13 protein-coding genes are annotated in these 18,170 nt (G+C 56.4%); 7 read left to right on the top strand and 6 right to left on the bottom strand.

The window, feature by feature from the left end:
• From SFX18_03330 to SFX18_03340, 3 genes are all read left to right on the top strand, one after another.
• Nucleotides 1-984 carry an ABC transporter ATP-binding protein gene (locus SFX18_03330; GenBank protein ID MDX1962158.1) on the top strand — a complete coding sequence of 328 codons (984 nt, stop codon included), beginning with the start codon at nt 1-3 and terminating at the stop codon, nt 982-984.
• 773 nt (nt 985-1,757) lie between these two features.
• Nucleotides 1,758-3,950, top strand: coding sequence for a serpin family protein (locus SFX18_03335; protein MDX1962159.1), 2,193 nt, complete (start codon nt 1,758-1,760; stop codon nt 3,948-3,950).
• Nucleotides 3,951-4,149: 199 nt separating this feature from the next.
• On the top strand, nt 4,150-4,482 hold the full coding sequence (locus tag SFX18_03340; protein ID MDX1962160.1) for a hypothetical protein: 333 nt from the start codon (nt 4,150-4,152) through the stop codon (nt 4,480-4,482).
• A gap of 655 nt (nt 4,483-5,137) precedes the next feature.
• On the opposite strand, the gene SFX18_03345 is transcribed toward SFX18_03340, so the two are convergent.
• From SFX18_03345 to SFX18_03355, 3 genes are all read right to left on the bottom strand, one after another.
• A complete protein-coding gene (locus SFX18_03345; GenBank protein MDX1962161.1) occupies nt 5,138-6,556 on the bottom strand; it encodes an aldehyde dehydrogenase family protein in 1,419 nt (472 codons plus the stop codon).
• A gap of 428 nt (nt 6,557-6,984) precedes the next feature.
• On the bottom strand, nt 6,985-7,278 hold the full coding sequence (locus SFX18_03350) for a type II toxin-antitoxin system HicB family antitoxin (GenBank protein MDX1962162.1): 294 nt from the start codon (nt 7,276-7,278) through the stop codon (nt 6,985-6,987).
• Between the two features lie 173 nt (nt 7,279-7,451).
• Nucleotides 7,452-8,534 carry a hypothetical protein gene (locus SFX18_03355; GenBank protein MDX1962163.1) on the bottom strand — a complete coding sequence of 361 codons (1,083 nt, stop codon included), beginning with the start codon at nt 8,532-8,534 and terminating at the stop codon, nt 7,452-7,454.
• A gap of 372 nt (nt 8,535-8,906) precedes the next feature.
• Between SFX18_03355 and SFX18_03360 the strand changes: the two genes are divergently transcribed.
• Together SFX18_03360 and SFX18_03365 are read left to right on the top strand one after the other, a co-directional pair.
• Nucleotides 8,907-9,278, top strand: a complete 372-nt coding sequence (locus tag SFX18_03360) for a hypothetical protein (protein ID MDX1962164.1) — start codon at nt 8,907-8,909, stop codon at nt 9,276-9,278.
• A 451-nt stretch (nt 9,279-9,729) separates the two neighbouring features.
• Nucleotides 9,730-10,284 carry a DNA-3-methyladenine glycosylase gene (locus SFX18_03365; GenBank protein ID MDX1962165.1) on the top strand — a complete coding sequence of 185 codons (555 nt, stop codon included), beginning with the start codon at nt 9,730-9,732 and terminating at the stop codon, nt 10,282-10,284.
• Between the two features lie 120 nt (nt 10,285-10,404).
• Here the strand turns inward: SFX18_03365 and SFX18_03370 are convergent, their stop codons facing one another.
• From SFX18_03370 to SFX18_03380, 3 genes are all read right to left on the bottom strand, one after another.
• Entirely contained in the window at nt 10,405-12,294 is a 1,890-nt protein-coding gene (locus tag SFX18_03370; protein ID MDX1962166.1) for a dynamin family protein, read from the bottom strand.
• 72 nt (nt 12,295-12,366) lie between these two features.
• Complete coding sequence (locus SFX18_03375; GenBank protein ID MDX1962167.1) at nt 12,367-14,163, bottom strand: GTPase; 1,797 nt, start codon at nt 14,161-14,163, stop codon at nt 12,367-12,369.
• Between the two features lie 281 nt (nt 14,164-14,444).
• Nucleotides 14,445-14,981 (bottom strand): hypothetical protein, encoded by a 537-nt coding sequence (locus SFX18_03380; protein MDX1962168.1) that lies wholly within the window; start codon nt 14,979-14,981, stop codon nt 14,445-14,447.
• Between the two features lie 277 nt (nt 14,982-15,258).
• Here SFX18_03380 and zwf point away from each other — a divergent pair, with 277 nt between their 5' ends.
• Both zwf and SFX18_03390 read left to right on the top strand, forming a co-directional pair.
• Nucleotides 15,259-16,755, top strand: coding sequence for a glucose-6-phosphate dehydrogenase (gene zwf / locus SFX18_03385; protein ID MDX1962169.1), 1,497 nt, complete (start codon nt 15,259-15,261; stop codon nt 16,753-16,755).
• Nucleotides 16,756-17,395: 640 nt separating this feature from the next.
• On the top strand, nt 17,396-18,163 hold the full coding sequence (locus SFX18_03390) for an SDR family NAD(P)-dependent oxidoreductase (protein ID MDX1962170.1): 768 nt from the start codon (nt 17,396-17,398) through the stop codon (nt 18,161-18,163).
• The last annotated feature ends 7 nt before the right edge of the window (nt 18,164-18,170 follow it).

Here is an 18,170-nt window from a genome sequence, read left to right on the forward strand (position 1 = left end):
ATGGAGTCGCCCCTTTCTACCCAGACATCCCGGACAGCCCAGCCCAACCAACCAGCCCCCGCAGGCAGTTCCCCCCCCTCCACACCCATCACCTCCAGCACCGCTGATTCCACGCCCATCGCCGAACAGATTGGCATGGGCGTGACGCTCGCGCATCCGACGACCAAGGAGGAATTGTACGTCCCGCCGGTGGTGGAATTTCGCCACGTGGAAAAGACGTACAACGCCGGCCAGCCAAACGCGTACACCGCGATTCGCGATATTAATTTTGTCGTGCCAGACCTGCCGGATAAGGGGGAGTTTGTGTGCATCCTCGGCCCTAGCGGCTGCGGCAAAAGCACGATCCTGCGGTTGATCGCGGGGCTGGAGCCGCAGCATCCCGCCACCAAGGGAGAGGTGCTGGTGCAGAATCAACCGGTCACGGGACCCGGTGCCGACCGGGGGATGGTGTTTCAGGACTACACCAGCTTTGACAATCGGACCGTGCTGGACAACATCGTCTTTGGACTGGAATGCCTGGGTGTGCGGCGGGAAGAACGCTATGCCCGGGGTCGGGAATGGATCAAGCAAGTCGGGCTGAATGTGACCGCCGACGCCGAGAAATATCCGCACGAGCTGTCGGGGGGGATGAGGCAGCGGGTGGCGATCGCCCGGACGCTGATCCTCAAGCCGCGAATTATACTCATGGACGAGCCATTCGGGGCGCTCGACCCGGTGACGCGGATGAATATGCAGGACCTCCTAGTCAAACTGTGGCGGGACGTGCAGGCGACGGTGTTTTTTATCACGCACAGCATCGAGGAGGCGGTGTTCCTGGGGGACCGGGTGTACATTATGAGCAACGCCCCGGGGACAATCCTTGAGGAGCTAAAAATTGAACCGGCGGACAAACCGGCCAAGCAAATGCAAAGCGAGCCGCGCTTTCAAGAAACCGTCCGTTACCTGCGCGAAAAAATCGCCAATTTGGAAATGGGGAAAGACTAAGTGCAGGGGTGAGGTTTAGCCGCGACGCGCAGCGGAGCGCGCCAGAGTGGAACCAGGGATAAGGAACGCGGGACACAAACCCGTAGCGGCGACATTCCGTCGCCGATCTGTTCGTAGCGGCAAGTTGTACTCGCCAATCAGGCTTTTGATTTTTTTACAGCCGCTCTTTGTTTAGCCGCGACGCGCAGCGGAGCGCGCTGCGGCGGAACCAGGGATAAGGAACGCGGGACGCGAACCCGTAGCGGCGACATTTTGTCGCCGATCTGGTCGTAGCGGCGAGTTGTACTCGCCAATCAGGCTTTTGGTTTTTTTGCGGCAGCTCTTTGTTTAGCCGCGATGCGCAGCGGAGCGCGCTGCGGCGCAACCAGGGGCGAGGGACGCGGGACGTGAGTCGCAGGGATATTCTGTCGCCGATCTGTTCGTAGCGGCAAGTTGTACTCGCCAATCTGGTTTTTGGTTTTTTTTGCGGCAGCTCTTTGTTTAGCCGCGATGCGCAGCGGAGCGCGCTGCGGGACGCGGGACGCGGGACGCGGGATGAGAGAGCGGAGAATATAACGACGCTGCTTGCCGTGGCCGAATCGGGGAAAGCATTAAATTTTGGGCATAATTTGATTGCCATCCCCGATGCGTTATTCTAGGATGAGATTACTTTTCTTGCCGACGCGTTCTCCCACGCGGCAGGGGGCTGTTTTAATCGAATCGACGCGAGGCGGCGAGTTTCTTCGCACGCTTGCTGGCGAATGCATTCTTATTAACTCTGCGGAGGACGACGTATGCGAACGGCGATAACGTGGGTTTGCCTAGGATTGGTGCTTTGTGCGGGTTGGACATTGATCGCGTCGGCGTTTCAAAGGGGCTTAGCGTATGAACCGCCCCGTCCGCTGGTTCGCACGGGGCCGTTTGTCGCGCAGGTTGCCACGCAACCGACGAAGGCACCAACACCAGGGGCCGCAACAGCGCTTGATGCGGGCGTGCAGACGATCGTTCCCCCGACCGGTAATCTAACGAATCCGCAAGCAGCCAAAAACACTCAGCAAACCCAGCCGCTGGAACCGACCCCCGAAGAGCGCATTCTCGCAACCTTGCGCGAACCGACGGAATTTGACCTAAAAGACGCCACCATCGAACAGATTGCCACCTACGTGGCGGAACGACACAAACTGAACGTGTTCGTGGATCACAAAGCCTTGAATGACGAAAACTTTGATATAAGTACAAAGTTCAACTTCCGGGCCAAGAATCTACAACTGCGCGAGGCGCTCCGCTTAGTGCTAGATCACCATGACCTAAGCTATCTGATCCAGGAAGCCGCCCTGGTCCTCACCACAAAAAATGAAGCAATCAATCATTTGCTAATCCGTGTCCACTATGTGGGGGACATCCTCACCCCGGATGAAAATGGCGAGTGCGATGTGCTGGGGCTAATTGAAGTGGTTAGTAGCACCGTCCAACAAGATTCTTGGAAAGAGAGCGGTGGACAAGGTTGCATGGCCGGATTTGGCCAGTCGCGGTTGGTCGTCAGCAATACTAATGAAGTTCATGAAAAGATTGAGGATTTGCTAGCACGAATTCGCCGCGACATCCACCTGCATCCCGATCCTCCGGCCAGTAAGCCCAGTCCCAATGGCCCAAGCCGCCCCAAACAAAGTAGTACATCCAAAATCGAGGAATTGCTGGGGCTAAAGCCCGACAAGCCCGCGGTGCAAATGGCGGCGTTGCCCCTGACCAACGCCCACAAACAAGCCGCGCGGGCCATTAACCAATTTGGCATTGATTTTCACCATCGGCAGGCGGCCGCGCAACCGGACGAGAACTATTTTTGCTCCCCCCTCAGCATTGCGACTGTGTTGGGGATGAGCGCGTTGGGTGCCAAGGAAAAAACCCTAGCGGAAACCTGCCGCGTCCTGCATTGGGAAGAAAACGGCCAGCCGCGCCCCTACCATGCCGAGACCGGCGAACTGCTGGCCGATCTGCTGCGGGCGAACCAGACCGAAGATGTAAAAATCACCAACCAGCAGGCGCTGTGGGTGCAAAAAGGCTTGCCGTTGCAGGACTCCTTTACCACCATCCTAAAGCGTGACTACCAATCAACGCCGCGCATCCTTGATTTTGCGCTGGAGACAAACGCCGCGCGGCAGGGGTTAGGGGACTGGGGCCGCGAACAGGGTTTTGCCGAGCTTCCCGGCTTCGGCGAGGCAATCACGGCTGATACCCGCTTTTTCCTGGCCAATGCGATCAATTTTAAGGGGCGCTGGCAGCACGAATTTGATAAAGACAGCACCAAGTACAAGCCGTTTTATCTGGCAAACGGCCAGGCGATGCGCACCAACTATCTAATCCAAAAAGAGGAATTTGAATACGCCAAAACGGACGAGTGCAAGCTGCTGCGGTTGCCATATCGGCAAACTCGGTTCGGCTGCGTGTATCTGCTGCCCAAAAATCGCGACGGACTTCCCGCCCTGGAAAAATCCCTTACCGAACAAAAACTACGCGAGTTGCTGGCCCAGCTTAAGCCGGTCTCGCTGGATGTGGAGGTTCCCAAATTCAAAATGAGCTGGCAGGGAAATTTAATCAAAGACCTGAAGGCCCTGGGGATGAGTGCGCCGTTTGACCAGGAACAAGCGGATTACTCGGGAATGACACCGCGCCCACCGGAGGGGCTGTGGGTGCAGTCCATCATGCATCAAGCGGAGGTCGAATTTGACGAAGAGGGGACCACGGCCAAGGCGGTGACGGTTATGGGTTATGCTGGTGCCATCGTGGAGGAGCCGCCGTCGTTTCGTGCGTATCATCCGTTTTTGTTCTTGATCATGGACCAGCACAGCGGGCTGATTTTGTTCATGGGGCGATTTACCGATCCGGCTAAAGCAGTGGGAAGCCAGGATGCCTTGAACGGGGTGGAATTGTCACCGCCACCGGCAAATCCTCCCCCGGAACGACCCCGGCAAAGTGGAGGAATTTTTTAAGGGATGATTTTCAGCCGCGACGCGCAGGTTGTGGCCAAGCTAAAAAAGTATGTAAGTCAATTGAGGAATGCGTCTTGATCACAAGGGGGATAGCCTTCCGCCGCCGCTACCCGGGAAAAATAAATAATTCCCATGACGCATCGCAAATCAGCGCCGAAGCACCTCAACTAAATACTCCATTCCTTTCCCCCTCTCCGCCATGAAATTCAGCATCGAACAGCATGAAGAAACGCTGGCGGCGATCTTCGCCCCGCTGTGGCTCCGCGCGATCTGCTTCTTCGTGGCGATCTATCTGGGCTTGACGCTCGCCTCGCTCTGGGTGAATCAGGAACTGGTGGGGATGGAGACCTTTGGCTGGTTCGCCGTCGCGTCGATTTACGGCTGGGTGGTGTCGTTCCGGCTGTTTGTCATGAATATCACGTTGTTGTGCGCCCTAGTGACGCTGGTCACGACCGAATCCGGCCTGGCCGTAATTTACGCCCTGCTGGCCGTGATCGGCATGAGCTGTTTTGCGGGGTTGACATGGTTTTGAGAGATTCAGAGCCTTATGCCTGACGAAATACCCTGCAAATCACGGAGACGCGGAGGAGAGACGGAGTTACACGGAGCAGGCGATTGAGTTCTCCAGATTTGCGTCAAGTGGCGTGAAAATTGTAGGAGGCGACTCCGTCGCCGAATAGTTATTTGGTGGCTGGATTATGGTTTTTAGATTTTGGTGGTTGGTTCATGGCTGAAAATGCGAAGCCGCCGAAATCCGGGTTTTTAAACTGCAATCTCAAATCTGAAATTTCAGATTTGAGACACAAACGGTTAGTAGGGTGGCGACAAGCGGCGAATCGCTTGGCTATTTTCTAAATGGATGGACGGCGCAGTCCCACCATGACCTGTCGGAGGTTACTCTTTTGCCGAATATTTGCATTCTAATTAAATTGTCTTCACCGCTGCGCGGCGGCAAGATTTTGTATTAACTTTTTCCGTGGGCTTGCGCCCACGGCTACGATCCTGCGCCGCTATGCGGCAAATACTTTGTTTGTATCCAAGTCACATAATTCAACCTTGCATCGCAAATCCAAGCCGAAATTTCAAATCTTAAATCTTTGATCTCAAATCCAAAATTATCACCCACTTAATCGTACTCCACCTTGCCTCATCAGACTTCCCAATTCTTCATTCTTAATTCTTCATTCTTAATTGACCACCATCTGATACGCCCGCGCGCGGTACAGAAAGTCAATAATGTTCCCCTCGTGCGGTTGCAGCCAATCCAGCCGGGTCGTGGGGATGGGGCCGATGTTGAGCCGGTCGATCTGCACGGCGTCGGTCAGTTCCCGCTGCCAAGCGGCGTTCTCGGTAATGGCCGTTCCGACCAGCGTGTAGCCGATTTTATCCAGCATTTGTTCCTGCGGGCATTCCACCACCGTCACAAACGGGAACATGAACTCGCTTTTGACAATATTCGCCTCGGTGCCGCTGCTATGCGCCACGACGGGCCGCAGGTAGGCGCACCGCTCGATCTCGACCAGGCGCGGACCGTACTGCGCCGTCAGGTCCGTGACGCCGCTTTCGGAAAGGTCCTTTTCGATCATTTTCCAAATTGCCGCCGCCGCGCCGGGGGTCGTAAACGCCGCCAGTTTGCAATCCGGGTCCTCCGGCGGCTTGACCTCGACTGGGCCAATTTTGGCTGCGATGGCCGCCGCGATCTCCCGCGTGTGGCGGCTGGCCCAAATGGTCGAGGCGTTGATGCACCCCCGGCCGCTATTGGCAAAGACGCTTTCCACCATCAGGTCCAAATATTCGGGCCAGCGGTCGACCACATCGTCGCCAATCAGAATTTTGCTAAAGCCCGGGCCGTGCACCTGGACTTTGGGATTTCCCTTGTATTGGTCAACGGTCTTGGCGCTGCCAAAAATCATCGCCCGGTCGCAGTTGGACAGCACCGCCGGGCCGACGTCGTTGCTGCCGGGGTAAATGGCGATCGCCTCGGCGGGGATACCCGCCTGCGTCATGGCGGCGAACATGCGGTACGGCGTCCACGGCTCGCTGCTGCCGGGCTTGATCACCAAGCCGATCTGCAGGGGAATCACCGGCAGCCACAGCGTATGCACCCCCGGCGAATTGCTGGGTAGCACCAGCCCAATAGCGTTGCACTGCGCCTGATAGCTAACGGTGACGCCGCGGCTTTCCACGCCGTAGCCGCGGGTCAGGATATCCAGCGGCAGGCCGCGCGTCAGGGCATCCAGGACGCGGTCCATTTGCGACAGGACAAAGTGATTTTTGGTCATGTTGGCGCGGGCCAGGGATTCCGGCAGTCCGGTCGAGCCGGATTGGGCCTTTACAAATTGCTCGGGCGATTGCTGGCTATCACCGACGGAAAGGGTGGCGTTCAGGTACAGTTCGCCGGCGGTTTTGAGCCGGGCGATCAGGTCGGGGATGGAAAAATCGCGTAGCAGTTGGCGGGCGCGTTTGGCAAAGCGCATGTCGCGCTGCAGCATGGCGCCGTTGGCCAGCGACATCTGCGCAATCGGCTCGCCGGTCAAAAAGTGGGTGAGGGTCGATTTTTCCAGCGAGTCGTAGGGCTTTCCCCAACGGAGTACGGGTAGGTGCATGGCTGTTTTAGGGGGGAGTGGTCAGGGGGGAGGGAGGTGGGAGACGGGAGTGTGGAGGTGGGTGCGCGGGCACAAAGCCGCCGATGGCATCGGCGGAGAGGGTGGGTGGCGGGACCTAGTTGGGGGGAAAAAAGCGTGGAATTCAATCATGCAGCCACTGATTACGCATGGTGACTTAGATGAAGGATAAACTGTTTACGTGGGGATGTATTTGTTTTTTCAGGCATTTTCAAAGTCCTTCCAATTTAAGCCTAATTGCCTAATCGCGGCACGAAGGGTGCCTAACTTAATATCCCGTGCACCCCAGTCAGGAATAACTGTCGCGGTATTTGTCGCCGGATTGAACCATTTGCGGTGTAAACCACCCCCTTCTCGCAATTTCTCCTGACATCCCAAGGATACTAATTTACGGGCTGCTATTCGATAATTCATGGACAACCCACAAGCGTTTCAGAACAAATCACTTCGCCTGTTACAGGCAGTGTTATGCTTGCCGGTAAAGCACGCCCTAGATCGGCGTATAATTCTAATACCGCCATAAAGGCATCTTGAACATTTCCTTGGGCTTCTTCCAGGGTGTTTCCTTCTGTAAGAAATTCCGGCAGTACGGGTGAAGTGACGGTATATCCCCCTTCCGGCTGGGGAGTAAAGACCAACGGTAATCGGTAAACCATACTAATGACCTTTGTTTTCTTTTTGAGTTGCCATTCTGAATTGATCATTCACACAACGTTGTTTATTTCATGAATGTTAAAAAATTAATAATTTGCCACAAAAATTCTAAACTTATCATACCTCCTTCTACCTTTTCCGCTGTGGCGGGCTCGCTTAGGCTCGACTACCACCTCTTGCCACCCCCCGCACCAGTCCCGTCCGGCGGACGGGACCTACCGCACTAATACACGCCCACGGTCGTGGCTTCGGCCAGTTCGTGGAATGGCCGGACGCCGCTGACGCCGTCCCAAGGGTACTTTACATACGGCGGTTCGCGTTCCCCTTCGTCCCGTTCCATAAAGCCCGGCACGAAAAATTCCTTCGTCAAGGTGGTCAGCTTGACCCGTCCGGTCCCGCCATAGGGAACCACCGTGTGATAATCGCCAAATTCGACCACTTCGATGACCGCCCGCGGCTGCGGGGCATAGTAGCTGATCTTGTACCCTTCCTCCGGCGTCACGGGTCGCGAGGCCGCCAGGCCCATCAGCGTGTTCCCATAGGTCGGGGTCATGTACACATCTTCCAGGTATTCCTCGGTGACAAAGCGGGTCCATTGGGGGGTAAATTCCGTCCCGCCCGAAAAGATCCCCTTAATGCCGCAACTTTTGAGCGTCTTTCCTTTTTTCTCCAAAGCGTGCACGAGCGATTCTAACAGCTTGGGCGTGGTAAACATGCACTGCACGTCATGCCCAGCCTCCAGGATGGTGATCGCCTGATCGATGCAGTGCTGCTTGTACGCCTCGAGGTGTTCCATCCAACCTTTTTTGATCAGTTTGATCACCCAGCGGGGGTCCAGGTCGATGCAAAAGCAGATTCCCCCACGATGCTGCGCCAGATGTTCAATAGCCAGCCGCAGCCGCCGGGGACCGCTGGGGCCGAGCATGAGCCAGTTGGCCCCCGGAGGAAATTTATCATCCGGCAAGGTATCGCTAAACATCGAATAATCGATCCGAAAGTCCTCGTGGGCGATGCGGCTTTTTGGCACGCCGGTCGTGCCGCCGGTTTCAAAGACATAGATCGGCTTAGTGGCATAGGCCTGGGGGACCCAACGGCGGACCGGCCCGCCGCGCAGCCATTCGTCCTGAAACTCGGGAAACTTTTTGAGGTCGTCCCAGCCTTTGACCTCGGTCAGGGGGTCGAATTTTAGCTCCCGCTTTTTTTCCAGCCAAAATGGGCAACCGGTGGAATCATGAAAGTGCCACTGGACCATTTCCACGGTTTGCGCGTCAAGTTTTGCGCGGGCGTCGCGGCACAGACGTTCCATAGTGGCGGCATCGGCGCCGATATAAGGGGGAGTGGCGGTAGAGGGCATGATAGGCGGGTGAAAGGTAAAGACGGAGGGGGGCGACCGGGGGCGGAGACGGAACGAGCCGCTGTTAGGTCGTGGTGGGGCAAAGCCCTCAAATTACCGCAAAAGGTGCGATAATTCAATCGGCGGGACTTACCCGAATTCTAGGCCGATGGCGGTTTTGAGCAAGTTGATGGGGAGAAGGTATAATAGGGGGGGGCAGCGGTGGGCGTTTTTGTGGCCAAGTTGCCGTCGGTGCGCGGTTACGAATGTTTTAATGGTTGGATACAATTATATATATTTTGGAATTGAGCTGATCGAGGATTGTGTCTTTTTGAGAATATTCAAATGCTCAAAAGCAATCGCGTTTGGGAACAAGAACTGGTGCTGTGGGAGGATCGGTTGCGAGCCGTGGACGCAATGCGGCAATTATGTGATGATTGGGACGGACAAGCCGCGCAGGCGCCTGGTGAAGCTGTTGTCAGTTTGACCCTGGCCACCCTGCAAGAGCTAATCACGAATCTTTATCCTGCGCCGACCATCGTGTCCGCCGGGGTAAATGGGACGATAGTTTGCGAGTGGAACATGGCTGAATCAACTATCGAGCTGGAGATTGAGACCGATCTACGGAGGGAATGCATCATTATCAACAAGTTATCTAATACAGTAACTCAATTGCCGATGGAAACGCTATTGCGCGGCGAATTTGATTATGATTAATTAGACTAGTCGAAAATCTTCATGTAACAGGAAGTCGAGCCGATTACGGCGGAGGAATGGTTACTGCGAATGTTTCATAGGGACCGCTTTGATGGACAAACGCTTTCCCGCAGTACTTTTGAACCGCGCGATCGTAAATCCCGCCAACCTGATGTTCGCGGGATCAGTCTTTACCGTGAAACCTGTCTCACGGATCGGTCGCTGATTCTTACTTTGCTGCGTCCGGAACAACAACTCTTGCATGGTATCGCTCGAATCCCTGTATTTCGTGTCTTGGAATTGGGATTAATCGTACAATCCGATCCCATTTACGAATTGCCAGGTCATGTCGTCATTCCGGAATTGCACTCCGACAGCAAGAAAGACCCGCGTTATAAAATATGGTTGCGAAAATTAGCGGATTTGTCGGGTTGCGAAATTGTCCACCACCCACAAAGTTAAGAGTTAAGATATGCTAGAAGTTGCCTACAAAAATATAAACGCCGCGCCCCTTTTTCAGTCCTTTTACGCACGTCCCGCGCTCACCGTCGCGCGGGAGCTGATTGGCAAATGTCTCATCCGGGCGCACGCGGACGGCACGCACACCTGCTGGCCCATCACCGAAGTCGAGGCCTACACCGGCGCGCAAGATCTAGCCTGCCACGGCCGCATGGGCCGGACGCAGCGCAACGCTGTCATGTTCGGCCCGGCGGGGCATTGGTATCTGTATTTTATTTACGGCATCCACTGGATGCTCAACATTGTCACCGACCAACCAGAGATTCCCGCGGCGGTCCTCATTCGCGGGGCTGGCCCCGCCGATGGCCCGGGCAAACTGACCCGCGCCTTGGGCCTAGACCGCGAATTGAACGGCCTGGCCGCGACGCCCCATGCGGGTCTGTGGATCGCGGAGTGTGGCGTGCGTGTGCCGCGACGACAGGTGCGCCGCACGCCCCGCATCGGCGTCGATTACGCGGGAGATTGGGCCAAAAAACCGTACCGCTGGGTGTGGGACGCGCGTAATTAAAAATGAAATTTAACAATGAAGTCATACCTACCATCTGTGCATACTCGATTTCGATAATTCTTATAACAGGCACGCAAATCAAATCCCATACTTCAAAAACCAAATCCACCGTTTTCGCGGTTACAACAACTCCGCGCGGAGGCGGCTTAGGCTGCCGTCTGCTTCCGGGGGAGCCAGTTCCTTGCGCCACGCTTGCAACCGCGCTGTCAATGCTTCCAGATTTTGCCGCTGCTTGGCCAGTCCGTCGATTTCGGTCTGTAAGTCGCCAAACAGCGTGTCGACCGCTGAACGTGGAGTAAACTCATTCAGCGCGGATTGCGCGTCCCTTTGCCAGCCAACCAGCACCAACTGTCCCAACACTGTCCGCCACAACCAGCCCCACAGTAACACCCATAACGCTCCCTGGGCCAAGACTTCCAGGCTGGCAGGTTCTCCCCCTAACCACAAATAGTGGTAAAAAAAGTTGTGGCCCACGCGTGCCAAAAGCGCGGCTGGCAGGGATAAAAACAGCGCTTCGAACAAAAATTGCCAAGCCCAAGAGGTTTGCCGCGCGACCCGTAGGCCCACTTGGCGGTCGATGGAGCTAGCCAGGTTTGCCTCGGTTTTATGGACCAGTTGCTCTAACCTCGCGGTTCGTTGAGCATCGCGCGCCGCGGATGGGAGAGGCGCGTTTTCAGCGATGGGCAATCGAGCTTCCGTGGCCAAGCCCCGGACGATTGATTCGGTTTGGGCGAGTTCCCCAGCCCCCCAGCCTAGTTCGGCGGCATCGAGGTTGGTTAAGGTCAAGTCAGGCGTGCGCAAGGCTGCGGAAAGGGCCTGACCGGCGCTCAGGCCGCCCGCGACGACCAACCCGCCCAAACCCCGCGCGCGTAAAAACGGGGCCCAGCGGAGCCAACTCCACAGGTTGCTGGTCAAACGCAAAAACACACCAAAAGGCCCGGCCCCCCACCGCGCGGCCACATCCCCCAGCAGCCGCGTGCGCCAGGCGGATCGTTCCGCCAGCAGTCGCTGCCGCAACTGGTTTTGCGCCAGTTGCGTCAAGCGGGTCGCTTCTTCACCGATGGCTTGTTGAACCGGCGTGACACTCGCCCAGGCGATATTCCAGGTATGCGTCGCTCGCTGCGCGTACTGGCACCATAAATCGAGGGCGTTGGTCCGGCGAATGCGCTCCCGTCCCCGGGCAGAGAGTTCCCCTTCTAGGATCGCGCGCAGTTCGGAGAATTCAGCGGGTTGTGGCAACCGCTGTTGATGTTGGTCGAGGGCCGCCTGGCTATCCAGCCGGAGAATCTTGGCCACGGTCAGGCCGGCTCCCTCTAAGACGCGTTGCCAGTCGGCGCGAATGTCCGGGTCGTAGGCGGCATGCGTCTGGATAAAGATAATGGCCCGCCCCGGGGCGAATCGCCGCAGTTCCTCATAGACGGCCAAGGTCTTGTATTTTTGCGCGGTTCCCAGGCAAATGAGCACGTCGCAAACGGGTAATATTTTTTGCAACACGTCGCGATTCACATTGGTCACTGTTTCTTGCGCGGCGGTTTCCGGGGGATTCGCCGATAAGTGCCCCTCGTTGAGGAGGCCAGGGTGGAGATGCCGGGGCTGCGTGTCGGGGTCGGGGCAATCGATGAGGATCAGATTTTCTAAAAATGGCAAAGGCCGCGCTACCAGTCGGGCGTCCCAATCGGCCAGCGGCAAAAAAGCCGGGTCGCTCCGGGGATGATGGATGACAATGGGCTGTCGCGTGGTGGGTCGCTCCTTATCGCTGGCGGTGGTCACGGTTTCTCCCACCAGCGCGTTGACCAACGTGCTTTTGCCGGTGCCGGTTCCCCCCAGCACGCCCACGACCAGCACGCGGTCGAGCGTCTCGCCTAACTCGCGTAGGCGGGGTTCCAGCCGCTGCCAAAGGGGGCGCAGATCGCGGATCGGCTGCCAGGGAGGGACTCCCGCCTGCCACGCCCGCCAGTCGGCCAGTTGCGCGTCCCATTGGGCCAGGTCGAGTTGTTCTTGGAGGGGCATGCGTGGGAGGATTGAGTTTGGAGTTGAGAGGATGGAGATGAGAATTGGTAAATTTGCAATTGCAGGTCGTCTTTAATTAGTAATGTGTACTTGGTCATTTGTAATTAATCCCTGCACCGTTTTCCATGCGGCGCTATTGGTCAATTCCGCGGCGGCATGCAAATCCAAGAGTGCCTCCCCCAGGACCAGGTCGTGCAGCAGGTTGGCCAGCAGTTCACCCCGTTCGGCATAAAATCGATTAAAAAGCTGGGCCAGCAAGTGTTGCACCGGCACCATGGCTCCGGCAAATAGCCCCTCTCCCGTGACGGCGGTCGCGGTTCCCACGACCAAATCCCCGGTCACATTGATCAAGTGTCCCCCCGCCAAATCAACCAGATGCGCCCCCATCAGGCCCAGGCCGATCGTCACCACCGGCCGGACAATCGCCGTGCCAAACAGCGACCAGGTGATGCCCCGCAAAACCCCCGGATGCGTCTGGCCAAATTGATCCAGTTGTTCCCGCACATAGCGGCGGTATCCGTCGCTAAGTAGCGGCAGTTGGGCGTGGCGGCGGCGCAGTTCCTCAAACACGCGGCGGCGGTCCTCGGGTGGAGCCGATTTTGTCAGGGTCTCGCGAATGATAGCGTTACCGCCGCGACGCAGCGTGCCCAAGCGGTCTAAAAACTCCTCGAGCGCCTGCTGCAGGGCGTGCCATTCGGCTTCTTGATAGCGGACGACTTCCTCCGCGGCCGCCGGGGTAAACCATTGGGTCACCAACCCGCTCACTTGGCTGTAAAAGCCATTCACCCAACGATCAAAGGCCGAGCGATGCCGCGCGAGCCAGGTCCAAATTTCGTCCCAGACGGCGCGGCGGGGGAGTTGGGGCAAGTTATCCATCCGCACGCGCAAGTCCCGCGCAAGTAGTTCGTATGCCGTGGCGTGTTCGCGGCTTTCCCGATGGCAGGCGGCCAGCCAGGCGGGCAGACCCCGCGTGGGATGGAGCACCTCTCGCAGGCTCCCCGCCAGGGCTTGTTGTTTAAGCGGGCCAAACTGCAATTCCGCCAAATCGCGCTGGGGAGTGGTGGCTCCGGGGGTCAAAGGAAAAAATTCCAGCGACAGCGATTCGGCCTGGTCGGGATTCCACGGTGCGGCGTATGCGGCCCGCAGGCGCACGCCGGTCTGTTGGACAAAAGTTTGCAACCAACCCGCGCAATGTGGTTCTTGCCGCGGCCAATGGACCATGTTGATGATCGCCAAGACGGTTTTATCCGCGCGGGCGGCGGCGGCAAAAAAGTCCCGGACGACCGCATCGTTGTATTTTTGCTGTGTCAAAACCGCTATCAACACATCCGCTGCGTGGCGGACCAGCTCGGCCCGTTGGTGATTTTGTGATAACACCCCATCCACGTCCGGCGTGTCCAATACCACCAGGCTTTCCGGTTGGCGGCCGGTGGGATCGGCCCGCCAAAGTAGCAAGTTGTCCGACCCGTCGGCCAAGGCTTCTTCGGCATGCTTCCACACGCGCAGTTCAAAATCTGGAAATACGACCGCCAGATCATGTTGTTGCGCAAAGTCCCGCGGCACCGAGCAAACTGGATGTTTGGTCTGGGTGGCCAGATGATGCGACTGGCTGACCGCATGCCCCGCCAAGTGGTTAAAGATCACACTTTTGCCGGTGTTGGTGCCCCCACAGACCGCCGCAATAAGATAAGGGGCCGCCGTGACCTGGGGGAGCAGCTTGCTAAAGAGCGCTCCCCGCCATTCGGCCTGATCCGCCAGGGAATCACCCGCAAACGCCGGCCATCCCGCAATTTGCTCATCCAGCCGCTTTACCCCCTCCGCCAGTTGGCGAATCTGGTCAGCCCAGTGGTGATAGGCGGCGTCGGACATGGGCAAGCAGGGTAAAAGCTGAAGGGAAACTATGAAATGGGCAAGACAATAATATGGAGGATTCTTTGTACGAGAAACCGTGAAAATATTAATAAAGGACGATGCCGCCGAGATTTTCCCTTATTCTGGTTAATAGGCAAAATCTTGCTGATGAATACTCTACCAGGTTGAAATTATCAGAGTTTATTGTAGATAGCCGCTCTAATTTATGAAAATATCTGGATTTTACCCGGGTTGGCCGTAATTTACTTTGATCACTCAATATCTACCACAGTCAGGGTTCACCGTTCGCGGGTGGCTTCGCGCCAGGCGACGTAGGACATCCACAAAAAAGATGTCAAGATAAACGTTAAAATCCCTCCAATGACCGCCGCGCTAGCGCAGCCGAGGATCCAGCCGCTGAAACTCCCTTGGGACCAATCCCACAACAGCCAGCCCCCCAAGGTACCCCCCGCCAGAGTCCCCGCTCCGGCCCCCCAGGCAATCCCCAAATGAGGCGTCGAACGAACGGAGAGCCGCTCGGGCGGACGAATTTGGTACGTCTGCAACAATCTTCCCGGAGCATCCGGGCGTTGCAGGGGAACGGCGTGCGCAGGGGGTAATTCCCGTCGCTGTAATTCTGAATGATCGCGTAAATGCACGCCCAGGCCATTCCCCGCAACATGCGCCGCGATCAGGCTGGCCACTAGGCCCACCATGGCTAACGGGAGCGAAAACGGGGACTGCACAATTGCCAAAATCGCGGCAAATCCGGCAAATACCAAAAGCACCGTAGAGATGCTAAATTGCCAGCGGGGAGGAGGGGGAGCGTTATCCATAACTTCTATTCTAGCCGCGATCTCCCATTGTGACAGAATAGGTCTAACACAGCAAAAATTGGGCAAGCTTTCTTAGGAATTGCCTACGTAACGACACTTGGGCGGCAGGCCCGCTGGACCGTCCAGAAAAAAATCGACCAGCCTCGCACCACTGCGCCAAATACGTGTATGTTTTTTTAACTATCCTGCCAAATTTTTATGCAGTTGTCCAATTTTACCCCGCTGTGGCTAGGAAACTGCTACCTTTTTTGGCTAAAACTATGGTTGCTAGCCAACTCTGGCTAATGCTGATTTTCGGGTCCAGAATCAAAAAACAACAATGCCGCATACCTTGATCATCTTTGGAGCTTCGGGCGATCTGACTAGCCGTAAATTGATTCCGGCGCTGTACAGTTTATTTGAAAAAGGGAGACTCCCCCCTGAGACGCGGATTGTGGGCTTTTCGCGGACGGAATATACCCACGAAGAGTGGCGTGCCAAGCTGGCGGAAAGCACGGCCAAATTTGAGCCGCAACATTATCAAGCGGAATCGTTTGCCCGGTTCGCGCAGCAGTTGTTTTATTGCCCCGGTGATATTGGGACGGCGGCGGACTTTCTTACCTTAAGGGACCTGCTGGACAAGCTGGAAAACGACCAGCCGTGCGATCGGGTGTATTACCTGAGCACCTCTCCCGTGTTTTATACGACGGCCATTTCGCAATTAGGCCAGGCGGGGTTGGCGACAGAGGATCGTGGTCAACGGCGGATCGTCATCGAAAAGCCCTTTGGCACGGATCTGGCCAGCGCGCGGCAATTGAACGCCCATTTACATACGGTCTTTGCCGAGTCGCAGGTTTACCGGATCGATCATTACCTGGGCAAGGAGACCGTGCAGAACATCCTGGTGTTGCGGTTTGCCAATACGATTTTTGAGCCGATCTGGAATCGCCGCTACATCGACCATGTGCAAATTACCGTTGCGGAGGAGGTTGTCGTGGGACGCCGGGGGGATTACTACGACACCGCGGGGGTGCTGCGGGATATGTTTCAAAATCATATTTTGCAGTTGCTGATGGTGATTGCCATGGAGCCGCCGGCGCGGTTTCGGGCGGATAGCATTCGTGATGAAAAGGTAAAGGTGCTGCAGGCGATCCCACCGCTAACCCCAGCGCAGGTCGCCACGGAAAGCATTCGCGCGCAGTACGCCGGTTATTTAACAGAACCCGGCGTGAAGCCGGACAGCATCACGCCGACCTTTGCGGCGTTCAAGCTGGAAATCGACAACTGGCGGTGGAAGGGGGTGCCGATTTACCTTCGCAGCGGCAAGGGAATGTCCTGCCGCACCACCCAAATTGTGATCCAATTTCGCGAACCCCCAACGCTCCTCTTTAGCCGCCGGGATCAACTTCCCCCCCAGCCGAACATGCTGGTCATTCAGGTGCAGCCAGCGGAGGGGATCCAGTTGCATATTCAATCCAAGGTTCCCGACGCGGGGATGAAGCTGCGGCAGACGGCGCTGGACTTTCGCTTTCAGCGGGAGTTTCCTCAAAATATGCCAGAAGCGTACCAGCGGCTGCTGCTGGACGCGCTCACAGGGGATGCCAGCCTGTTTGCCCGCGCGGACGAAGTCGAGCAAGCCTGGGCGATTATCGATCCGATCTTGGAGGCTTGGAAAACCAGCGGCCAACCCCCCATGGATACGTATGAAAAGGGCCTTTGGGGACCAGAGCGATCAACCGACTGGATGCGCGCGCAGGGTCGGGAGTGGTTTGATTTATGTCCGGTGTTGGGGTAGGGAAGTGATATTTGTTTTTTGGCGTTAGGGATTTGGTTTCCATGAATCTTAGAATACAAAATGCGATAGAACACGGATACCACTGATGAAACTAAATTTCACAGTTCAGTCTTTTTAAATGATTATCCGTGTTCCATCAGTACTACTAACCTTTCGAATTTTCGTTACGTGAGATGATTATTAGTTGCTCAAGCAATGGTTTGCCAAGGGTGTTTAATTCTTTGCGGGCCAAAGGCGTTTGATTCCTGCGGGCCACAGGCCCGACCTATCCCAGCCGAGGGCAAGCGCAGCGTCGCCCTAGGTAAATGGGAAGAAATGAATGGAAGGGCCAAAGGCCCGATTCAACCAGTTCAACCAACAAAATCAGTTTACAGCCTTGAGTTGCGGGCCAAAGCCCGCAACTGGAATATCTGTGTCTGAAATTATTCCTAGCCACGGATGAGCACGGATTTTCACGGATCAGGAATTTCAAATCCCAGCAGCCAGTTTTCAAAACTCAGATCGCTGATTTCAAATCTCAAATCTGCAATTTGAAATCACAGATTGGAATTTCACATCTATCCGCTGCTATGATCAGTGAAAATCTGTAAAATCAGTATCGTCTACGATCCCTATTGGTATTCATCCCCCTGCGTGAGCTATGCAACTCGCCCGACAGACATTTGTGGTAACCGGTGGGGCGTCGGGGTTGGGCGCGGCGGTTGCAAAGGATTTTTTAGCAGCCGGGGCAAATGTCGCTCTGCTGGATCGACAACCATGCGATCTGGGCGGTTTTTCACCCATTGATCAGGCGCTTTGTCATAGCCTCCTGGCCGATGTCACGCAATTTGATCAAGTTGTCTCGGCGTTTGATCAGGCTTTGGCCAGATTTGGTTCCATTCAAGGCGTGGTCCATTGCGCGGGAGTCATACACGCCGAAAAAATCCTCGGCAAATCCGGTCCGCATGACGCCGCGGCCTTTGCCAAGGTGCTGCAAATCAATCTCATCGGGACGTTTCATGTCTTAACCGTCGCGGCCACCCGCATGACAAGTAGTCCCCCCCAGGTGGATGATGAACGGGGAGTGATTATCTTGACCAGTTCCATCGCCGCCAGTGAGGGACAGATTGGCCAGATTGCCTATGCCGCCAGCAAGGCGGGCGTGGCGGGGTTGACCCTGCCCGCCGCGCGCGAGCTAGCACGCCACGGCATTCGCGTGGTGACCATCGCTCCGGGCGTCTTCGACACCCACATGCTGGCGGGGCTGCGCGACGATGCCCGCGACAGTCTGGCCACGCAGGTGCCCTTTCCCCGTCGTTTGGGTCAACCGGCGGAGTTTGCCGCGTTGGCCCGGCACATTGTGGAAAATGCGTTGCTTAACGGCTGTGTGATTCGCCTGGATGGCGGGTTACGGATGAGCGCGCAGTGATTTCTTT

It is taken from the genome of Pirellulales bacterium (assembly GCA_033762255.1).
In the GTDB taxonomy this organism is placed as follows: domain Bacteria; phylum Planctomycetota; class Planctomycetia; order Pirellulales; family JALHPA01; genus JANRLT01.

Excerpts from the sequence above, each read along its gene's own strand:
- SFX18_03365 (MDX1962165.1), top strand. The coding sequence starts at position 9,730 with ATGCTAGAAGTTGCCTACAAAAATATAAACGCCGCGCCCCTTTTTCAG.
- SFX18_03355 (MDX1962163.1), bottom strand. The coding sequence starts at position 8,534 with ATGGAACGTCTGTGCCGCGACGCCCGCGCAAAACTTGACGCGCAAACC.
- SFX18_03360 (MDX1962164.1), top strand. The coding sequence starts at position 8,907 with ATGCTCAAAAGCAATCGCGTTTGGGAACAAGAACTGGTGCTGTGGGAG.
- SFX18_03375 (MDX1962167.1), bottom strand. The coding sequence starts at position 14,163 with ATGTCCGACGCCGCCTATCACCACTGGGCTGACCAGATTCGCCAACTG.
- SFX18_03335 (MDX1962159.1), top strand. The coding sequence starts at position 1,758 with ATGCGAACGGCGATAACGTGGGTTTGCCTAGGATTGGTGCTTTGTGCG.
- SFX18_03390 (MDX1962170.1), top strand. The coding sequence starts at position 17,396 with ATGCAACTCGCCCGACAGACATTTGTGGTAACCGGTGGGGCGTCGGGG.
- SFX18_03340 (MDX1962160.1), top strand. The coding sequence starts at position 4,150 with ATGAAATTCAGCATCGAACAGCATGAAGAAACGCTGGCGGCGATCTTC.
- SFX18_03345 (MDX1962161.1), bottom strand. The coding sequence starts at position 6,556 with ATGCACCTACCCGTACTCCGTTGGGGAAAGCCCTACGACTCGCTGGAA.
- SFX18_03350 (MDX1962162.1), bottom strand. The coding sequence starts at position 7,278 with ATGATCAATTCAGAATGGCAACTCAAAAAGAAAACAAAGGTCATTAGT.
- SFX18_03370 (MDX1962166.1), bottom strand. The coding sequence starts at position 12,294 with ATGCCCCTCCAAGAACAACTCGACCTGGCCCAATGGGACGCGCAACTG.
- SFX18_03330 (MDX1962158.1), top strand. The coding sequence starts at position 1 with ATGGAGTCGCCCCTTTCTACCCAGACATCCCGGACAGCCCAGCCCAAC.
- SFX18_03380 (MDX1962168.1), bottom strand. The coding sequence starts at position 14,981 with ATGGATAACGCTCCCCCTCCTCCCCGCTGGCAATTTAGCATCTCTACG.